The organism is Gemmatimonadaceae bacterium, from assembly GCA_020846935.1.
Lineage (GTDB): Bacteria > Gemmatimonadota > Gemmatimonadetes > Gemmatimonadales > Gemmatimonadaceae > RBC101.
On the sequence record JADLCY010000014.1, the window covers coordinates 235,130 to 254,170 of the forward strand.

The 19,041-nt window shown below is 67.1% G+C and carries 20 protein-coding genes; all 20 read left to right on the forward strand.

Annotated features, from left to right (window positions below):
* Positions 1-2,481 (forward strand): UPF0182 family protein, encoded by a 2,481-nt coding sequence (locus IT361_17730; GenBank protein ID MCC6319516.1) that lies wholly within the window; start codon positions 1-3, stop codon positions 2,479-2,481.
* A gap of 142 nt (positions 2,482-2,623) precedes the next feature.
* On the forward strand, positions 2,624-3,769 hold the full coding sequence (gene sucC / locus IT361_17735) for an ADP-forming succinate--CoA ligase subunit beta (protein ID MCC6319517.1): 1,146 nt from the start codon (positions 2,624-2,626) through the stop codon (positions 3,767-3,769).
* Entirely contained in the window at positions 3,766-4,638 is an 873-nt protein-coding gene (gene sucD / locus IT361_17740) for a succinate--CoA ligase subunit alpha (GenBank protein MCC6319518.1), read from the forward strand. The genes sucC and sucD overlap by 4 nt, the downstream gene beginning before the upstream one ends.
* 63 nt (positions 4,639-4,701) lie before the next feature.
* Positions 4,702-5,121 carry a nucleoside-diphosphate kinase gene (gene ndk, locus IT361_17745; protein MCC6319519.1) on the forward strand — a complete coding sequence of 140 codons (420 nt, stop codon included), beginning with the start codon at positions 4,702-4,704 and terminating at the stop codon, positions 5,119-5,121.
* 102 nt (positions 5,122-5,223) lie between these two features.
* On the forward strand, positions 5,224-5,727 hold the full coding sequence (locus IT361_17750; protein MCC6319520.1) for a DUF177 domain-containing protein: 504 nt from the start codon (positions 5,224-5,226) through the stop codon (positions 5,725-5,727).
* A 33-nt stretch (positions 5,728-5,760) separates the two neighbouring features.
* A complete protein-coding gene (gene rpmF, locus IT361_17755) occupies positions 5,761-5,943 on the forward strand; it encodes a 50S ribosomal protein L32 (protein ID MCC6319521.1) in 183 nt (60 codons plus the stop codon).
* Between the two features lie 3 nt (positions 5,944-5,946).
* A complete protein-coding gene (gene plsX, locus IT361_17760) occupies positions 5,947-6,978 on the forward strand; it encodes a phosphate acyltransferase PlsX (GenBank protein MCC6319522.1) in 1,032 nt (343 codons plus the stop codon).
* Entirely contained in the window at positions 6,975-7,964 is a 990-nt protein-coding gene (locus IT361_17765) for a ketoacyl-ACP synthase III (GenBank protein MCC6319523.1), read from the forward strand. Before plsX ends, IT361_17765 begins: the two co-directional genes overlap by 4 nt.
* A 2-nt stretch (positions 7,965-7,966) precedes the next feature.
* Entirely contained in the window at positions 7,967-8,911 is a 945-nt protein-coding gene (gene fabD / locus IT361_17770) for an ACP S-malonyltransferase (protein ID MCC6319524.1), read from the forward strand.
* A gap of 5 nt (positions 8,912-8,916) precedes the next feature.
* Positions 8,917-9,648: a 3-oxoacyl-[acyl-carrier-protein] reductase gene (gene fabG, locus IT361_17775; GenBank protein MCC6319525.1), complete on the forward strand. Its 732-nt coding sequence runs from the start codon at positions 8,917-8,919 to the stop codon at positions 9,646-9,648.
* Positions 9,649-9,704: 56 nt separating this feature from the next.
* Positions 9,705-9,944, forward strand: coding sequence for an acyl carrier protein (locus tag IT361_17780; protein ID MCC6319526.1), 240 nt, complete (start codon positions 9,705-9,707; stop codon positions 9,942-9,944).
* Positions 9,944-11,188 carry a beta-ketoacyl-ACP synthase II gene (gene fabF / locus IT361_17785; GenBank protein ID MCC6319527.1) on the forward strand — a complete coding sequence of 415 codons (1,245 nt, stop codon included), beginning with the start codon at positions 9,944-9,946 and terminating at the stop codon, positions 11,186-11,188. The genes IT361_17780 and fabF overlap by 1 nt, the downstream gene beginning before the upstream one ends.
* An 8-nt stretch (positions 11,189-11,196) precedes the next feature.
* The gene (locus tag IT361_17790; protein MCC6319528.1) at positions 11,197-12,354 is read left to right on the forward strand and encodes a CofH family radical SAM protein; all 1,158 of its coding nucleotides are present in this window, start codon (positions 11,197-11,199) and stop codon (positions 12,352-12,354) included.
* A gap of 1 nt (position 12,355) precedes the next feature.
* Positions 12,356-13,195 (forward strand): menaquinone biosynthesis protein, encoded by an 840-nt coding sequence (locus IT361_17795; GenBank protein MCC6319529.1) that lies wholly within the window; start codon positions 12,356-12,358, stop codon positions 13,193-13,195.
* Positions 13,196-13,294: 99 nt separating this feature from the next.
* Positions 13,295-14,332, forward strand: a complete 1,038-nt coding sequence (gene mqnC / locus IT361_17800) for a dehypoxanthine futalosine cyclase (GenBank protein ID MCC6319530.1) — start codon at positions 13,295-13,297, stop codon at positions 14,330-14,332.
* Positions 14,333-14,345: 13 nt separating this feature from the next.
* On the forward strand, positions 14,346-14,819 hold the full coding sequence (gene ispF / locus IT361_17805) for a 2-C-methyl-D-erythritol 2,4-cyclodiphosphate synthase (GenBank protein ID MCC6319531.1): 474 nt from the start codon (positions 14,346-14,348) through the stop codon (positions 14,817-14,819).
* Between the two features lie 4 nt (positions 14,820-14,823).
* The gene (locus tag IT361_17810; GenBank protein MCC6319532.1) at positions 14,824-15,450 is read left to right on the forward strand and encodes a DedA family protein; all 627 of its coding nucleotides are present in this window, start codon (positions 14,824-14,826) and stop codon (positions 15,448-15,450) included.
* Entirely contained in the window at positions 15,389-16,348 is a 960-nt protein-coding gene (gene xerD, locus IT361_17815; GenBank protein ID MCC6319533.1) for a site-specific tyrosine recombinase XerD, read from the forward strand. The genes IT361_17810 and xerD overlap by 62 nt, the downstream gene beginning before the upstream one ends.
* A 260-nt stretch (positions 16,349-16,608) precedes the next feature.
* The gene (kdsB, locus tag IT361_17820; GenBank protein ID MCC6319534.1) at positions 16,609-17,370 is read left to right on the forward strand and encodes a 3-deoxy-manno-octulosonate cytidylyltransferase; all 762 of its coding nucleotides are present in this window, start codon (positions 16,609-16,611) and stop codon (positions 17,368-17,370) included.
* Between the two features lie 26 nt (positions 17,371-17,396).
* Complete coding sequence (locus tag IT361_17825) at positions 17,397-19,040, forward strand: CTP synthase (protein ID MCC6319535.1); 1,644 nt, start codon at positions 17,397-17,399, stop codon at positions 19,038-19,040.
* Position 19,041 lies beyond the last annotated feature (1 nt).

Below are 19,041 nucleotides of genomic sequence, written 5' to 3' on the forward strand. Positions count from 1 at the left end.
ATGCGGCGCCGCTGGCTCCTCGGTCTCGTGCTCGGCGCGGCGGTGCTTCTGCTCGCCGGCCGGGTCGTGGCCGGCTGGGTGGTGGACTTCCGATGGTACGAATCGCTGGGTGCAACGCGGCTGTTCTGGGCGAAGGCCACGAATCTCGCGCTCCTGCGCGGCGTGGCCTTCACGGTGGGCACCGCGCTGGTCTTCGTGAATCTCTACGCGGTCCGGCATTCAGTGCAGTCGGTCTCGCTTCCGCGACGCGTCGGCAACATCGAGATCGGTGAGGAAGTATCCGGGCGCTACCTGCTCGGGGCCGTGCTCGTGTTGTCCGTCGCAATCGGCCTGCTTCTCGCGTTTAGCTGGGGTGACTGGACGTCGCTCGAGCTGATCCGGCACGGCGAAACCTTCCGGGAGAGCGATCCCTACTTCCAGCTCGATCTCGCGTTCTGGGTGTACTGGCTGCCCGTCGAGAGCGCGCTGCACATCTGGGCGCTGATCGCGGTGCTCGGTGTGACCGTGCTCGTCATGTTCCTGTACGCGCTGACGCCCAGCTTGCGCTGGGAACAGGGTCGACTGGTGATCACCAACTATGTCCGTCGCCACCTGTTCGTGCTCGGTGGGCTGTTTCTCCTGCTGCTGGCGTGGAGCTACCGGCTGGACGCATACGGCCTCCTGCTCGACGGGAGCGGGGACAACGGAACATTCGTGGCCCTCGACCATCGCGTCGGGATCCCGGCCAACCTGGTGCTCGCCCTTGCCACGATCGTCGGTGCGATGCTGCTGGTCTGGTCGGGATGGATCGGTCAGCTCCGCCTCGCCTTCGTGACGCTGGCGTCGGTGTTGGTTCTGTCGCTCGGGCTGCGTCAGTTGGTCCCACCGATCGCCGCCAGGTTCCTCACGCCGGCTGACGCGGAGGCACGCGACCGCCCGTATGCGTCCATCCGCGCCGGCTTCACGCGCCGCGCGTTCGACGTGGACCGCATCGCCGCTCCCGATTCCGTACGCCGGGTCGGGCCGATCTCCGACATTGCCGGCCCGACCCCGCTGTGGGATCCCGAGGCGATTCAGCGCTCCGTGGCCTTCATGCGGCTCTCGGGGCGCGCCCTGGGTTCGTTAGGCTGGGAGCTGCGCGATCATCGACTTCAGGCCCTGGTGGTGGAACAACCGATCGGGCCCGACGCCGCCGACTTGCTTGCGGCGTGGTACGTCTCCCGCCTCGATGCGGGCCTCACCGGCGAAAATGGCGTCCTGATGCGTCCCGGCGTGACGGCCGACGGGGTGCAGCGGGTTCCGGCAGCGATGGTCGCCGACTCGCTCACCGGCTACGCCGTGGTGTTCGACTCCATCGGCAACATCGCCGCGCCGGTGCTGCGGAGCCAGGGCGACCGCCTGGCCCACGCGTGGGGACTGCAGAACCCCCGACTCCTGCGCCACCGCGACGGCGCCCAGGATCCCAAGGTGGTCCAGTATCGCGGAGTGCGCGAACGCGTTCAGCGGTTGTTCCCGTTCTTCATGCAGGGCAATCGCGTGTTGCCGATGCTGCTGGGTGATTCGCTCACGTGGGCTGTGCACCTGTATTCGGCGTCGGCGACGTATCCGCTGGCCGACCCGATCGCGCTCACCGGAGCCGACGTGCGGTACGCGCGCCATGCCGCGGTTGCCCTGGTCAATGCGCACACCGGGCGCGTCGTGGCGGTCGGCGATCCCGAACCCGATCCCGTCGCTGTCACCTGGATGCGGCGGTTCCCGCGTCTCTTCGTGCCGGTGAGTGCGGTGCGCGAAGAGGTCCTGCGGCAGATTCCGCCGCCGGGCGACGGTGCGATGACGCAGGCAAGAGTGCTCGCGCGATTCGGCCGTCGTGGAGAGGCCGGACCGCCCTCACACCTCGCGCGCGTTACCGGCGGTGACACACTGTTTGCCTTTCCTGCCTACACACCGTTTGTGGATTCAGCGCGCCAGCGGATCGCGGTGGCTTGGCCCGTCGTCGACGCGGCCGAGCGACTGCGGGGTGCGGTGGTAGCTTCGGGTGGAGCGGACGTGAGTCTTCGGTGGCTCCCCGTTGACTCTATCGGCCCGCGCTGGCAGGGCGTGATCGAGCTTCTGCGGCGCGGGCTCGACTCTGCAGCCAGCGCAGGGCGCGGCGATCCGGTCACGTTGGCCCGCGGTCCCGCGCGCGTGGTGGCCGCTGGCGATCGACTCGCCGTCGTTCAGACCGCGTACCTGTGGCGCAGCGAGAGCGCGCCCGCGGTCCGTTTTGCCGCGGCCATGTACGGAGCCGACTCGGTGCGCATCGGCCGAACGGTCATGAACGCGCTGGGCGTTCCGGAGCCGGCGGTGAACACGATTCCGCTCACGCCGGAGGCGTTCCGGGCCCGCGTGACCCAACTCTATGCGCAGATGCGCGAGGCCCTGGCGCGCGGCGACCTGTCCGGCTTCGGCGTCGCCTACGACGCACTGGGCCGCCTGCTTCGCGCCAGTCAAACCGCGCCTTGAACCGCCTTTTTTTCCCCGATAGCTTGCCCCGCCAGCGCCTGCGCGCGCACGCGGGACGCAACGTGTTCCGCTCGATTCACCCTGCCGGCCGGCGGGCGCAACGTCAGCCGCGGGCCGCCTGCTCACCACGCACGGAGACTCCGTGAACATCCACGAGTACCAGGCGAAGGACATCCTTCGCACCCTTGGTGTCCCGATCCCCGCCGGGGAGATCGCCACCACACCCGCGGAAGCCGAGGCCATCGCCACCCGCATCGGCAAACCCGTGGTCGTCAAGGCCCAGGTGCATGCCGGCGGCCGCGGCAAGGCCGGTGGCGTGAAGCTCGCACAGGATCCTTCTGAGGCGCGCGCGCGAGCAACCGCGATCCTCGGCATGCAGATCAAGGGTCTCACGGTGTACAAGGTGCTTGTCACCGAGGCCGCGGACATCGCGAGCGAAGCCTACGTCGGCATCATCCTCGACCGGGCGACGCGGAAGCCGGTGTTCATGGTCAGCCCGGCGGGAGGGATCGACATCGAGGAGGTCGCCGCGACGACGCCGGAGAAGATCCTCAAGCTGCCGATCGACACCCGATTCGGTCTGATGCCGTTCCAGGCGATGCGGCTGGGCTTCTTCCTGTACGACGACCTCGCCAAGGCGCGCGCCGCGGCCCGGATCATGGGGCAGCTCTACCGGGCGTTCATGGCGAACGGATGTTCGCTCGCCGAGATCAATCCGCTGATCGTGAATCCCGCGGGCGAGGTGATCGCCCTCGACGCCAAGATGAGCATCGACGACAACGAACTCGATCGGCTGCCCGCGATTGCCGCCTTGCGCGACGAAACCGCGGAGGAGCCGAGTGAGGTTCAGGCGCGCAACGCGAACCTCACGTTCATCAAGCTGGACGGCAACGTCGGGTGTTGCGTCAACGGCGCCGGGCTCGCCATGGCGACGATGGATCTCGTGAAGTACTACGGCGGCGAGCCGGCGAACTTCCTCGACATCGGCGGCAGCTCCAACCCGGAAAAGGTGGTGAATGCTCTCCGCATCATCACCGCCGACCCGAACGTGAAGGCGATCCTGTTCAACATCTTTGGTGGCATCACCCGCACCGACGACGTGGCCAATGGCATCGTGACCGCGACAAAGGAGAACCCGCTCACGGTGCCGATCGTCATTCGCCTCACCGGTACCAACGAAGAGATCGCAATGAAGATTCTGACGGACAACGGCTTCTCGGCATCCAGCGACATGGACGAAGCCGTGAAGAAGGCCGTGGCACTCGCCACCGGGAGGACCGCCGCGTGAGCGTCTTCATCGACCGGAACACCAAACTGATCGTGCAGGGCATCACGGGGCGCGATGGCTCGTTCCACGCCCGGCAGATGATCGACTACGGCACCCAGGTCGTCGGTGGCGTCACTCCTGGCAAGGGAGGGCAGACGTTCGAGGGCAAGGTGCCGGTGTTCAACACGGTGGCCCAGGCGGCCGAGGCCACCGGCGCCAACACGACGGTGATCTACGTGCCGCCGATGTTCGCGGCGGATGCCATCATGGAAGCCGCCGACGCGGGGATTCAGCTGATCGTCGCAATTACCGAGGGCGTACCGGTCCTCGACATGACGAAGGTCTATCCGTACGTGAAGGAACGGGGCGTTCGGCTCATCGGCCCCAACTGCCCGGGGCTCATCTCGCCCGGGCAATCCAAGGTCGGCATCATCCCGGGCCGCATCTGCACCCCCGGACCGGTTGGCGTGGTTTCGCGCTCCGGGACGCTCACCTACGAGATCGTCTACCAGCTCACGCGGGCCGGAATCGGCCAGACCACGTGCGTCGGCATCGGTGGCGATCCGATCAACGGGACGAACTTCATCGACTGCCTCGAGGCCTTCGAGCGCGACCCGAGCACCCAGGCGATCTGCCTGATGGGCGAGATTGGCGGGACCGACGAACAGAACGCGGCGGAATACGTGCAGCGCCACATGAAGAAGCCGGTCGTGGGCTTCATCGCAGGTCAGACGGCGCCGCCCGGACGGCGGATGGGCCACGCGGGCGCGATCATCTCCGGATCGTCCGGCACGGCGGCCGAGAAGATCGAAGCGTTCCAGGCGGCCGGGATGGGCGTGGCCAAGCGTCCGCTCGACTTTGTGGAACTCATCAAGGCACGACTCGCCTGAGACGGCGGCGTCCGGTCCCGTGAGACGGGGCGCCGCTATTCCCTCGTACCTGAATCACTGACGATGCCCGGTAATCGCACCCTGACGATCATCAAGCCCGACGCCTTCGGCGCCGGCAAGGCGGGGAAGGTCCTCGCCCATCTCGAGGCCGGCGGCTTCCGGCTCGTTGCGGCGCGCGTCATGCGCCTGACGACCGCGCAGGCGGAGGAGTTCTACGCCGTCCATCGCGAGCGCCCGTTCTATGGGTCGTTGGTCACGTTCATGACGTCGGGCACCTGCATGCCGATGATACTGGAAAAGGCGGACGCCGTCGCGGAACTCCGGAAGGCGATCGGGTCGACCGACCCCGCGGAAGCCGCGGCGGGAACGGTTCGGAAACTGTACGCCGAGTCGAAGGAGAGAAACGCGATTCACGCCTCGGACTCAGACGACAACGCGATCCGGGAAGCGCGGTTCTTCTTCGCCGAGTCGGACGTTCTGTAGGCACATGGGCAGGGTTCGCGGGTCACGGCGGGTATGGCGCGGCTAAGTCTATCTGCCATCGTGACTTGAAAGTCTCATGCAGGCGGCCTAGATTGCCGGGCTATGCTGTCCTTCGACCTCAGGTCCCTCGAGTCGAATGCCGTCAAGGTCGAGGCCGACCTTCGCGCCGATGATGCGGTGTGGAGGGAGGGGGACACGCGGCCCGACGCTGGTGTGCAGGTGACCGGTCGGCTGTCCGCCGCTGGAGCAGGCAGGTTCTACTTCAGCGGACGGCTGGAAGGGCAGGCGGCCACATCATGCCGTCGCTGCCTCGACCACGTGTCCCTGCGCGTGGACCAGGAGGTGCACTTGCTCCTGGTCGACGGCGCAGCCGAGGAGGCGGACGAACCGGATGTGTATCTGATCGACGTCCGTCAGCACGACCTGGACTTGCGTCCAGCAATTCGCGAGGAGTGGTTGCTCGCTGTCCCGCCATACGCCGTGTGTTCCGAGAGCTGCCAGGGCCTGTGCCCAAAGTGCGGTGGCAACCGGAATCACGGTGCCTGTACGTGCACGACCGCGATCGATCCGCGCTGGGGCGCCCTGTCGGCCCTGCGCAACCCGTAGCACTCGCGTCCTCACCACTCTCCGAGCACCACCATGGCTGTCCCGAAGCGACGAACATCCAAGCGGAAAAAGCGCGCCCGCAATACCCACAAGACCGCGCCCGCCATCATCATCCAGAACTGCCCGCGGTGTGGCAGCCCCAAGCGTCCGCATCGCGTGTGTGGCGAGTGCGGATACTACGCGGGCAAGCAGCGAGTCGAACCCGCCGAGGCGTAGGCGTTGGCGCGAATCGCGCTGGACGCCATGGGGGGCGATCACGCGCCGGATGCACCAGTCGCCGGCGCGTTGCTCGCGCTGGCGGATCTCGCAGAAGAGCACCGCATCCAGCTGATCGGTAGTCCCTCCGTGATCGAAGGGGCGCTCGATCGGCTTCTCGCTGGCGACTATTCCAGTCATGCCGGCCTGCGTTCGCGCATCGACATTGTCCCCGCGTCGGATGTGATCGAGATGTCGGACAAGCCCTCGGCGGTCCTGCGTGGGAAGCCGAACAGCTCCATGCACGTGGGCCTGCGCCTGCAGGCCGATGGCAAGTCCGACGGGTTCGTCTCGGCGGGCAACACCGGAGCACAGATGGCGATCTCCTCGCTCGTGCTCCGACTCCACGAGGGACTCTCGCGACCCGCGATCGGTACCTTCTTTCCCACCGCGCGAAAGCCCGTCGTGGTGCTCGATTCGGGGGCCAACGTCGACTGCTCCGCGGCAGAGCTCGTGCAGTTCGCTCGGCTCGGCGCGGTGTATGCCGAAGACATCCTTGGACGGCAACATCCCGTCATCGGACTCCTCAGCATTGGCGAGGAACCGGAAAAGGGAAACGCCGTGGTGAAGGAAGCCCACCAACTGCTCGTGCAGTCGGGCCTGAACTTTCAGGGCAACGTGGAAGGGCGCGACCTCCCGGCGGGCGCCAGCGACCGCGGCCCGTTCGACGTGGTGGTCTGCGATGGGTTCACCGGCAACGTGCTGCTCAAGTTCTACGAAGGCGTGGCTCCGTTCCTCTTTGGCCTCGTCGCCCGAAGCGCCGGCCTGTCAAAGGAACAGCTGTCTGGCGCGTTCAGGGAACTTGACTACTCGGAACACGGCGGCGCGCCCCTGCTTGGCGTGAAGGGCGTCAGCATCATTTCGCACGGCAAGTCCGATCCGCGGGCGCTCAAGAACGCGGTGCGCGTGGCCGTGCGCGCGATCGAGTCGCACATGAACGACCACATCGGGCGCCGGTTGTCGACGCCTGCCTCACAGCCGGCTCGCGCCTCATGAAGCGACCGATCGCCTACCTGGCGGGCCTCGGCACCTACGCGCCCGCCCGCGTGATGCGCAACGCCGACTTCGCGGCGCTGGGGCTGGAAACGAACGACGAGTGGATCGTGCAGCGGACGGGGATCAGCGAACGGCGTATCGCGGCCCCGGACGAGACCAACTGCTCGATGTCGGCGGCTGCTTCACGCGTCGCGATGGAGCGCGCCGGTGTCTCCCCCGGTGAACTCGACATCATCGTCCTCGGCACCGCGTCCCCTGATCGCCTGCTGCCCAGCACGGCGGTCGACCTGCAAGCGGCGCTTGGCGCCAAGCGAGCCGCTGCGTTCGACGTGATGGCCGCGTGTTCGAGCTGGTTGTACGGCCTCATTGTCGCCGAGGGCCTGATGGCGAGCGGAGGCGCCGAGACCGCGCTCGTCATCGGCACCGAAAAGCTCACGACCATCGTGGACTGGAAGGATCGCTCGACGTGCGTGCTGTTTGGCGACGGCGCCGGTGCAGCGGTCCTCAAACGTTCGCGCCACGGCAAGGGGATCCTGTCGACCTTCATGCGCAGCGACGGCACGCTCGCTGAGTTGCTGTACCGACCGCACGGCGGCGCAGCGCACCCGTTCAGCCAGCAGGTGCTCGATGACCGGTCCTTCTACGTCAAGATGGAAGGTCGCGAGGTCTTCAAGCACGCCGTCCGCTCGATGTCCGAAGCGGCCGATCGTGCGCTCGACGGTGCGCGACTCACCGGGGCGGACATCGACCTCATGATCCCGCATCAGGCCAACATCCGGATCATCGAGGCCACGGCCAAGCACGCCGGCGTGCCGATGGACAAGGTGTACGTCAACGTCGACCGCTACGGCAACACCTCGTCCGCATCCATCGGGCTCGCGCTCGACGAAGCCGTGCAGCGTGGGCGCGTGACCGAGGGCTCGACGGTGCTGCTTGTCGCGTTCGGCGCCGGGTTCACCTGGGCATCGCTCGTCGTTCGCTTCTGAACATGGACATCGTCGCGCTGTTTCCGGGCCAGGGCTCGCAGAAGCCCGGCATGGGCAAGGACCTCGCCGAGGCGTTTCCCGCCGCGCGCGATGTCTTTGGGCGCGCGGACGCGGCCCTGGGCGAGTCTCTTGCAACGCTCTGTTTCGATGGACCGGCGGAAGCGCTGACCCTGACGCACAACGCACAGCCGGCTCTGCTCACGCATGGTGCGGCGGTATGGGCGGTCTTGCGTGAAGCGCTCAGCGGGCGCATGCGCGCGGCGGCCGGGCACTCTCTGGGCGAATTCACGGCGTGGCATGCGGTCGGATCGATCTCCCTCGAGGATGCCGTGCGGCTCGTCAGGCGGCGGGGGCAGCTGATGTACGAGGCTGGCCGTGTGCGCGCGGGCTCCATGGCGGCAATCCTTGGCGATCCGTCCGAGTCCATCGACGTGATCTGTCAACGCGCGTCGAGTGAAGCGGACGGGGGCCTCGTGGTTGCCGCAAACTTCAATTCGCCGGGTCAGGTCGTGATCTCCGGAGAGGTGGCTGGCGTGCAGAAGGCGATGGAACTGGCCAAGGCCGCGGGAGCCAAGCGCGCCATCGCACTCAACGTCAGCGGCGCGTTTCATTCGCCGCTCATGATTCCCGCCCGGGAGGGGCTGGCGACCGCGCTCTCCGAGGCGAGGTTCGACGAGCCGAAGGCGCCGGTCTGCGCGAACGTGGATGCCACCATGGTGTCGAGCGCCGACGTGGGGCGGCGGCTCCTGGTGGAGCAGCTCACCTCGCCGGTTCGATGGACCGACGTGGTCGCGCGCCTGGCCGCGCAATTCCCTGATGCGCTCTTCGTGGAGATGGGACCGGGCACCGTGCTGTCCGGGCTCGTCAGGAAGATCGCGCCGACGATCCAGACGACGACCTGCGGCACCGCGGCCGAGGTCGAGTCGATGCTTGCGAAGGTGGCCTGATGCAGATCGATCTCTCGGGAAAGAACGCGCTGGTCACGGGAAGCACTCGTGGCATAGGACGCGGTATCGCGGAGGCACTGGCAGCGGCGGGGGCGCGCGTGGCAGTGGTCGGACGTGACAAGGCGCGTGCCGACGCCGCCGCCGCAGAGATTGGGCGCGGGGCAGCGGGCTTCACGTGCGACGTGAGCGATGTGGCTCAAGTGACTGCACTTGTTGAAGATGTGGAAAAGACCTTTGGTGGCATCGACATACTTGTCAACAACGCCGGCCTCACGCGCGACAACATCATGCTTCGTTTGAAGGACGAGGATTGGGACGCGGTCATCGACACCAATCTGCGCGGCGCGTTCGTCGCGATGCGCGCGGCGACTCGTGGCATGATGAAGCGACGAAGCGGACGGATTATCAACATCGCGAGCATCGTGGGCCTTATTGGAAACAAGGGCCAGACGAACTACAGCGCGTCGAAGGCCGGGCTGATCGGCCTGACGAAGTCGGTGGCGAAGGAGTTCGCGTCGCGCGGGATTCTGGCGAACGTGATCGCGCCGGGATTCATCGAGACGGACATGACCGCGCAGATGACGCCCGAGGCGCGCAGTGGCCTGTCCTCACAGATTCCGTTGGAGCGGTTGGGTACGCCCGCGGATATCGCCGGCGCCGTGCTGTTCCTCAGTTCCGACCTTGCCGCGTATATCACCGGCCAGGTCCTCGTGGTGGACGGCGGTATGGTGATGTAAGTCGGTTCTCCTCGTTATCTTGGCTTCACCCACTTTGCACTAACGGAGACAGCGTCATGGCGGACATGAGTGAGAAGGTCAAAGACATCATCGAGAAGGAGCTCGGGGTTGAGCGGGAGAAGCTCACGAACGAAGCGAGCTTTATCGAGGACCTTGGCGCTGACAGCCTCGACATCGTCGAGCTCGTGATGGAGTTCGAGAAGGAGTTCAACATCGACATCCCGGACGAGGATGCCGAGAAGCTCCGCACGGTCGGGGATGCCCTGAAGTACCTGCAGGAGAAGGGCACGCCGTAATGAAGCGTCGGGTCGTCGTCACGGGGCTTGGCGCCCTCACCCCTGTCGGGAATGACGTCGCGTCGACGTGGAGCGCGCTGCTCGCCGGCCAGTCCGGCGCGGGGCCGATCACGCAGTTCGACGCGTCCTCGTTTCCTGTGCGCATCGCGTGCGAGGTCAAGGGCTTCGATCCGCTCCAGTACATGGACCGGAAGGAGGCCAAGCGCTCTGACGTCTACACGCAGTATGCCATAGCGGCCTCCGTGGAGGCGATGCGCGATGCCGGGTTTGGCGACGGCACCGGTTTCGATCCGTTCGAGAGCGGCGTGATCATGGGGAGCGGCATCGGCGGCCTCAAGATCTTCGAGGCGCAGCACGATGTGTACCGGACGCTCGGCCCGAGCAAGATCTCACCGTTCTTCGTTCCGATGTTCATCTCGAACATCGCGGCGGGGATCGTGTCCATGCGGTTTGGGCTCAAGGGTCCCAACCTGGCCACCGTGTCCGCGTGTTCGACCAGCGGGCATTCGATCGGCGAGGCATACCGGACGATCCAGTACGGCGATGCCGACGTGATGCTTGCCGGTGGCGCCGAGGCGACGATCACCCCGATGGCGATCGGTGGGTTCGCCAACATGAAGGCGCTTTCCGAGCGCAACGACGACCCGAAGGCCGCGTCGCGTCCCTTCGACCGGGATCGCGACGGCTTTGTCGCGGGTGAAGGTGCAGGAGTCGTGGTCCTCGAGGAGTTGCAGCATGCGCTGCGACGCGGTGCGACCATTCACGCCGAGGTCCGCGGCTACGGTGCCACCGGTGACGCCTACCACCTCACGGCCACCGCGCCCGAAGGGGAAGGCGCACAACGTGCCATGCGACGCGCCCTCAGGGACGGTGGAATCGCGCCGGAGCAGGTGGACTACATCAACGCGCACGGGACGTCGACGCCGCAGGGCGACCCGAACGAGATCCGCGCGATCAAGGCGGTCTTCGGGGATCACGCGCGCCAGCTCAACGTCAGTTCCACCAAGTCGATGACCGGACACCTGCTCGGAGCGGCCGGAGGCCTCGAGTTCATTGTGGCACTGCTGGCCACGCGCGAGGGGAAGGTTCCGCCGACGATCAACCACGAGCACCCGGACCCCGAGTGCGACCTCAACGTGACGCCTAACGTCGCGGTGGAGCGACCGGTTCGCGTCGCCCTCAGCAACGTCTTCGGGTTCGGGGGTCACAACGTGTCGCTCGCCGTCTCGGGATACGAGTCCTGAGGGCAGGGATGTCGCCGGCCATCGACCTGACCCGGCTTTCCGATCCGGTCCTGCGGCCGATCGGAGAGAAGCTGCTCGCGGGAACGCGCCTCAACGCCACAGACGCCATCGCCCTCTATCGCTCGGGCGACCTGCTCGGCGTTGGCCACATGGCCGACGCGGTGAACCGGGCGGCGAACGGTGATGTCGTCACGTTTGCGGCCAACCAGCACATCAACCCGACCAATGTCTGCGTCCTGCGAAAGACGTGTGTCTTCTGCGGCTACGCGCGACTGCCGAAGGAGGACGGGGCATACCGCTACACGCTCGACCAGGTGATGGCCGAGGCCGAGCACGCACGCGATGGACTCACGCGCGAGTTCCACATCGTGGGTGGGCTCGACATGCAGGCGGGGCTCGAGTACTACACGACGATGTTCCGCGCGCTCAAGCGCGAGTTTCCGCACGTCCACATCAAGGCACTCACGGCCGTCGAGATCGCACATGTCGCCCGTATCGAGAAGCTGAGCTGGACGGAGGTGCTGGTGGCGCTGCGCGAGGCCGGGCTGGATACGCTGCCCGGCGGCGGCGCCGAGACGTTCAGCGCAGCGGTGCGCGAGCAGATCGCCGATCGCAAGCTCGGTGGTGCGGACTACATCGGGGTGCATCGGGCCGCGCACGCCCTCGGCATCCGCTCGAATACGACCATGCTGTACGGCCATGTGGAGACCATCGAGGACCGCGTGGCGCACCTGCAGATGCTCCGGGATCTGCAGGATGAGACCGGCGGGTTTCTCGCCTACATCCCGCTGGCCTATCATCCCGATGACAACGAGCTCGGTAAGCGGCTCGGGCGCCAGGGTCATGGTACGACGGGCTTCGACGACCTGCGCATGCTGGCGGTTGGTCGGCTCTTTCTCGACAACGTGCGGCACATCAAGACGCACTGGATCATGGTCACGCCGTTCCTCTCGCAGGCCTCGCTTGCATTCGGGGTGAATGACCTCGAGGGGACCGTGGTGCGCGAGAAGATCTACCACGCGGTCGGCGCCACGACTCCGCAGGGCATGACGCTGGACCAGATTGTCGCGCTCATTCGCGGGGCCCAGCGGGTGCCGGCGGAGCGCGACTCGTTCTACAACGTGCTCCGCACCTTCGACGAACGGCCCGCCCACGCGGCGGCCTGACATGCGCGTCGGGCGCATTCCGTACATCAACTGCTTTCCGGTCTACGGGGCGATCGACCGTGGCCTCGTGGCGCTCGACGGGGAACTGGTGACCGGCGTGCCGAGCGCGCTCAACCGGCAGATGGCGGCCGGAACGCTCGACGTCTCCGTGGTCTCGGCGGTGGAATACGCGCGGGACTCGCGTCGATACGTGCTGCTGCCCGACCTGGCGATTTCCTGCCACGGCCCGGTGCGGAGCGTGTTGCTCTTCTCCAGGCGACCGGCGTCCGCACTCGGCGGACGACGCGTGATCGTCTCCCGCAGTTCGATGACCAGCGTGCTGCTCACGGAGCTGCTGTTCGAGTCCGTGTGGAAGGCGCGCCCCGAGTTCGTGCCGGGAGACGCCGAGGTCTCCGACATCGAGGGGTTTCCGCAGGAGGAGCACGAAGCGCGGCTGGTCATTGGCGACGCGGCGCTCCTGCTGCGGACCCGGGGCCGCGAGGCGCCCGACGGCGTCGGCTACCCATACGTGTACGACCTCGGGCTGGAGTGGCAGGCGTGGACGGGGTTGCCGTTCGTGTTTGCCGTCTGGGTGGCACTGCGCGCGACGCCGGTGGCGCAGTCGTTAGGCGCGCACGCGTCGCTGATCGCCTCGCGCGACTGGGGGCTCGCGCACCTCGACGAACTGTCGCGCCAGGCCGCGGCACAGACCGGCGTGCCGGCGGGGGCCTGCCGCGATTACTTCCGCGGACTCGACTACGGGCTGGGCATCGAGTACCTCGGCGGATTGACGGAGTTCTTTGGCCGGCTGGCGGCGAGCGGGCGCGTGCCGGCCACGCAGCTACAGTTCCTGGCCGCGTAGCGGAAACCGCGCACGACGGCTGGCGTTTCGGGCCTGGCGGACACTGCCCCATCTGGTCGCCCGGCCTTGTACCTTTCCGGTGTTCCGCGACCCTCTGCCATGTCCCGCGATCTCCTCGACCTGTACGCGAACGCTCCGCTCCTCGAACTCGGACTCGAGGCTGATCGCGCGCGCCAGGCCCGGCACCCGCACTCCACGGTCACCTACATCGTCGACCGCAACATCAACTACACCAACGTCTGCGTCGCCGACTGCGGCTTCTGCGCCTTCTACCGTCGCCCGAAACACGCCGAGGGGTATACGCTGTCCTTCGAGGAGATCGGGCAGAAGATCGAAGAAACCAAGGCGCTCGGCGGCGTGCAGATCCTCATCCAGGGCGGGCACAATCCCTACATCCCGTTCGAGTGGTACCTGGATCTGCTGCGCTACATCAAGGCCAACCACCCGATCCACATTCACGGCTTTTCGCCGAGCGAGGTCGACTTCTTCTCGCAGGTCTTCCGGATGGATGCGGCCGAGATCATCAGGGAGCTGCGGAAGGCCGGGCTTGACTCGATCCCGGGTGGTGGCGGCGAGATCCTGGTGCAACGCGTGCGCGATTACGCCGCGCCGGGCAAGGCCGGCGCCGACCGATGGCTCGAGATCATGGAGCTGGCGCATCGTGAGGGCATGAAGACCTCCGTCACGATGATGTACGGACTGGGCGAGACACTGGCCGAGCGCATCGAGCACCTGCAGCGCGTGCGAGAACTGCAGGCCCGGACCGGCGGCTTCACCGCGTTCATTACCTGGCCGTTGCAGCCCGAGAACACGCCCGCGTTCTCCCACCAGCCCAAGACGACCGCGGTGGACTACCTGCGGACCGTTGCCCTCTCCCGCATCGTGCTGGACAATGTGCCCAATCTGCAGGCCAGCTGGGTGACGATGGGCATGAAGATCGGGCAGTTGGCACTCCGGTTCGGCTGCAACGACTTCGGATCGTTGATGATCGAGGAGAATGTAGTCAGCGCCGCCAACACGACCCACCGCACCACCACGGAGGAGCTCGAACGGCTGATTCGCGACGCCGGCTTCACGCCGGCCCGCCGCCGTCAGGACTACTCCATCATCCCGATCGACCACCCGGCCGCTGCCTGAACGCCGCGGCGTCATGAGCTACCGCACCGGGATCGGGTACGACTCGCATCGCTTCGCGGCCGGGGGCCCGATGCGCCTCGGGGGCGTGGATATCCCCGGTGACCTGCGGCTGAGCGGGCACTCCGACGCCGACGCCATTTGCCACGCCGTGACCGACGCGCTGCTCGGCGCGGCGTCGCTCGGCGACATCGGGTCGATGTTCCCGGACACCGACCCGGCCAACCGTGGCCGCGATTCGATCGAGATGCTGGCGCTCGCTCTCGATCGGCTGCGTGCCCGGGGACACCGGGTGATCAACGTGGACGTCACCGTGATTTCGGAACGGCCAAAGATCGGCCCGCATCGGGACGCGATCCGCGCGCGGCTCGCCGCCACGCTGGGCGTCGGTGTCGACATGGTGAGCGTCAAGGGAAAGACGAACGAAGGCATGGGATTCGTGGGTCGCGGCGAGGGCCTTGCCTGCATCGCCATCGCCACCATCGCCTGACGCGATGGGCAGCCTCGATGCCGCCCTCACCTGGCTCGCGGCGCAACCGCAGGGCGCGTTGCTCTCGCTCATGGCTGCCCTGTCCGCGGTGGAGAATCTCTTTCCGCCGATCCCGGCCGACGTGCTCGTGGCCTTTGGCGCCTTCATCGCGGCCCGGGCCGGACATTCGTCGGTCCCTGCGTTCCTTGCCGTGTGGCTCGGGAACATGGCGGGCGTGGCGCTGATGTATACGCTGGGCCGGCGTTTCGGCGCGGCCCGCATCGAGGCGCGATACCACCTCGATGCCACGGGGAGCGCGGATCGGCGACTCCAGCTCGCCTATCGAAAGTACGGCACGTTTGCGCTCTTCCTTTCGCGGTTTGTCCCTGGCGTGCGCGCGGTCGTCCCCCCGGTGGCGGGCGCCCTGCGCGTACCGGCCATACGCGCGCACCTGGCGATGGGAGCCGCGTCGGGGATCTGGTACGGCGCGATCACGCTGCTGGCCACGCGCGCCGGGACCAACTGGGAGTTGCTGCGGACCTCGGTCGCGAGCTTTGGTTCGTGGAGCGCCGCTGCGGCCGCGCTGGGCTTTGCCCTCCTCGGAGGCGCCATCTGGTGGCGTCGTCGCCGTGTCCGCCGCCCCGCTGCCTGACGACATCGCCCTGGCGTGGGCGCTCGAACGGTTCGACGACTGGCTCTCGCTCGAGCAGGGCGCTTCGCCACGAACGCGCGAAGCCTACGGCCGCGACGTCCAGCGGCTCACCGTCTACGCGCTGACGCAAGGCGTGAGGGCGCCTGTCGCGCTCACACCCGCGCAGTTGCGCACGTGGGTCTGGCACCTCAAGGACATCGGGCTGGGTACGCTGAGCATTCGACGCAACGTGTCCGCTGTGCGCACCTACTTCCGGTTTCTGCTGGGGGAAGGGGCGGTCACGAGTGACCCGAGCGACCGGATCGAGTTGCCGCGCCCCGCGCGCGAACTCCCCGACGTGCTGACGAGTGACGAGGTCGACCGGCTCATCGCCGCCGTGCCCCAGGGACACGCGCTGTACTTCCGTGACAAGGCCATGCTGGAACTGGCGTACGGCGCCGGACTGCGGGTCTCCGAATGGATCGGCATCCAGGTCCGTGATCTGCTGTTCGACAACGACGTCGTCCGGATCATGGGCAAGGGCTCGAAGGAGCGACTCGTACCGATCGGCCGGAGCGCGGTGGCGGCCGTCTCGATCTACCTGCGCGAACTCCGGCCGCGCCTCGAACGCGGCGAGGGGAAGGGCGTGCTGTTCCTCAATGCGCGGGGGCGTCCGCTCTCACGGATGGGGGCGTGGGACGTGCTCCGTCGCGCGGTGGAGCGTGCGGGCATCGAGAAGCACGTCTCTCCGCACACCTTGCGACACTCGTTCGCCACGCACCTCCTCGAAGGGGGCGCCGACCTGCGCGCCGTGCAGGAGATGCTGGGGCACGCCGACATCTCGACCACGCAAGTGTACACGCACATCAATCGCGAGTACCTGCGCAGCGTGCACCGGACCTATCATCCGCGAGGGTAGGCGTCGATTCCGGCGCTGGCGTACCGATCAACCGGTTGGGTAGCGCCCCGCGTCGCCACGCTCCGCGCGCGCTCGCGTTCGCCGGAACGTGAGCCGCTGCCGACCGCCGTCACATGCAATGCGTACCGCGGCCGCACCCTGCGGCGCTGCGACCGCTCGTGCCCTCCAGGCGCGCTCGCCCTGGCGCTCTTTGAATCCCCGCAGATCGGGGCTAACTTGACGGGCGTGCCTTTCACGAACCTGCACGCGGACGGAGGCCCTTGAAGGTCCTGGCGGTCATTCCAGCCAGGCTCGGGGCCACGCGCCTCCCACGCAAGCCGCTCCGGCTCATCGCTGGCGTCCCCCTGATCAACCGGGTGCTCGGGCGAGTCGTCTCGCTCGGTGTGGCGGATGCGGTCGTGGTGGCCACCGACAGCACAGACATCGAGGCCGTGGTTCGCTCGGCGGGGGGTACGGCGGTCCTGACGCGCGGGGACCATCCCTCCGGGACGGACCGCATGGCCGAGGTGGCTCGGCGCCCGGAGTATCGCGACTTCGAGGTGCTTCTCAACGTGCAAGGCGACGAGCCGTTCGTGACGGCCGACGCGTTGCGCGGCGCTGTGGAGATGGTGCGGGAGCGGGGATTTCCGCTCGGCACCGCGGCCACGCTCGCGCCCCCGGCGGTCCTTCGCGACCCTGGCGTCGTGAAGGTCGTATGCGCCTCCGATGGGCGTGCGTTGTATTTTTCGCGGGCGCCGATTCCCTGGTGTCGCGACGCGGTTGACGTCATGGAACAGGAGCGGCTCATCCGTCAGCACGTGGGCGTCTATGCGTGCCGTCGGGAGGCGCTGTTCGCGTGGGTCGCGCTCCCGCCGCACCCGCTGGAGCGCGTCGAACGGCTCGAACAGTTGCGCGCGCTGGCCGGCGGTCTGGCCATGGGCGTCGCGCTGGTGGATCCGCTGCCAGCCGGCGGCATTGATACCGAAGACGATCTCGAGCGCGCGAACGCGCGCTGGACAGACCTCTACGCTGGACGGCCCTGATGCAGAACGCTCAAAGCGCAACCCAGGTGACGCGCTTCATCTTCGTGACCGGCGGCGTGGTTTCGTCGCTCGGCAAGGGCATTGCCGCCGCGTCGCTCGGTCGGTTGCTGGTCGAGCGCGGCCAGCGGGTGTCGATCATGAAGTTCGACCCCTACCTCAACGTCGATCCCGGCACGATGTCGCCGTTCCAGCACGGTGAGGTGTTCGTGACCGACGACGGCGCCGAGACCGACCTCGACCTCGGGCACTACGAGCGGTTCATCGATCGGTCGCTGTCACAGCTCAACAACGTCACGACGGGGCGCATCTACCTCAACGTGATCACCAAGGAACGGCGCGGGGAGTACCTGGGATCGACGGTGCAGGTGATCCCGCACATCACCGACGAGATCAAGTCGCACATCAAGCGCATGGCACCCGGGAACGACGTGGTGATCGTCGAGATCGGGGGCACGGTCGGCGATATCGAGTCGCTGCCGTTTCTCGAGGCGATCCGTCAGTTCCGGCAGGAGGTCGGCAAGCAGAACACGCTGTTCATTCACCTGACGCTCGTGCCCTACATCGCGGCTGCGGGCGAGGTGAAGACCAAGCCGACGCAGCATTCGGTGCGCGAGCTGATGGAGATCGGTATCCAGCCCGACGTCCTCATCTGCCGCGCGGAGCAGCCGCTGTCCGAAGACGTGAAGCGCAAGATCGCGCTCTTCTGCAACGTGGAGTTCGGGAACGTCATCGAGAGCGTCGACGTGCCCACGATCTACCAGATCCCGCTCGCGTTCCACGAGCAGGGGCTCGATGAGCGCGTGATGCAGCGCCTCGACCTCACCGGCCGTCAACCCGACCTCAGCCAGTGGGAGGTCATCGTCAACCGGGTCGTCCATCCGCGCGACAAGGTGCGCATCGCGGTCGTCGGCAAGTACACGCAGTACATCGACAGCTACAAGAGCGTGCAGGAGGCCCTGATCCACGGCGGCATCGCCAACGACGTCGGCGTGGAAATGGTCTGGACGTCGAGCGATGACTTCACCTCACCCGAACGGGCGCGGGAGATCCTGTCCGGATTCCACGGGCTGCTGGTTCCCGGCGGTTTTGGCGTGCGCGGAGTCGAAGGCATGGTCGAGGCGATCCGCGCCGCGCGAGAGACTCGCCTGCCATTCTTCGGCATTTGCCTGGGCATGCAGGTGGCCATCATCGAGTTCGCGCGCCACGTCCTGGGCCTTGCCGAATCGCATTCGAGCGAGTTCGAGCCGGCGTGTGCGCACCCGGTGATCGCCCTGCTCGAGGAGCAAAAGCACGTGACGGAGCTCGGAGGCACCATGCGGCTCGGCGCCTATCCCTGCTGCCTGCAGAAGGGCTCGAAGGTGGCCGAGATCTACGGCGTCGGCGAGGTCAGCGAGCGACATCGCCATCGCTACGAAGTCTCCAACGCCTATCGCGACCAGTTCGCCGAACACGGCCTCCGTCTCAGTGGCCTCTCACCCGACGAGTCGCTGGTGGAGATCGTGGAGCACGCGTCGCACCCGTGGTTCATCGGATGCCAGTTCCACCCCGAGCTGCAGTCTCGCCCGACGCGGCCACACCCGCTGTTCGCTTCATTCATCGGCGCGGCGGTCAGGCAGCGCAAGGCGCGCGCGCACACGGGTGAGCACGTGCTCGTGGACGCTGCGGACTGAC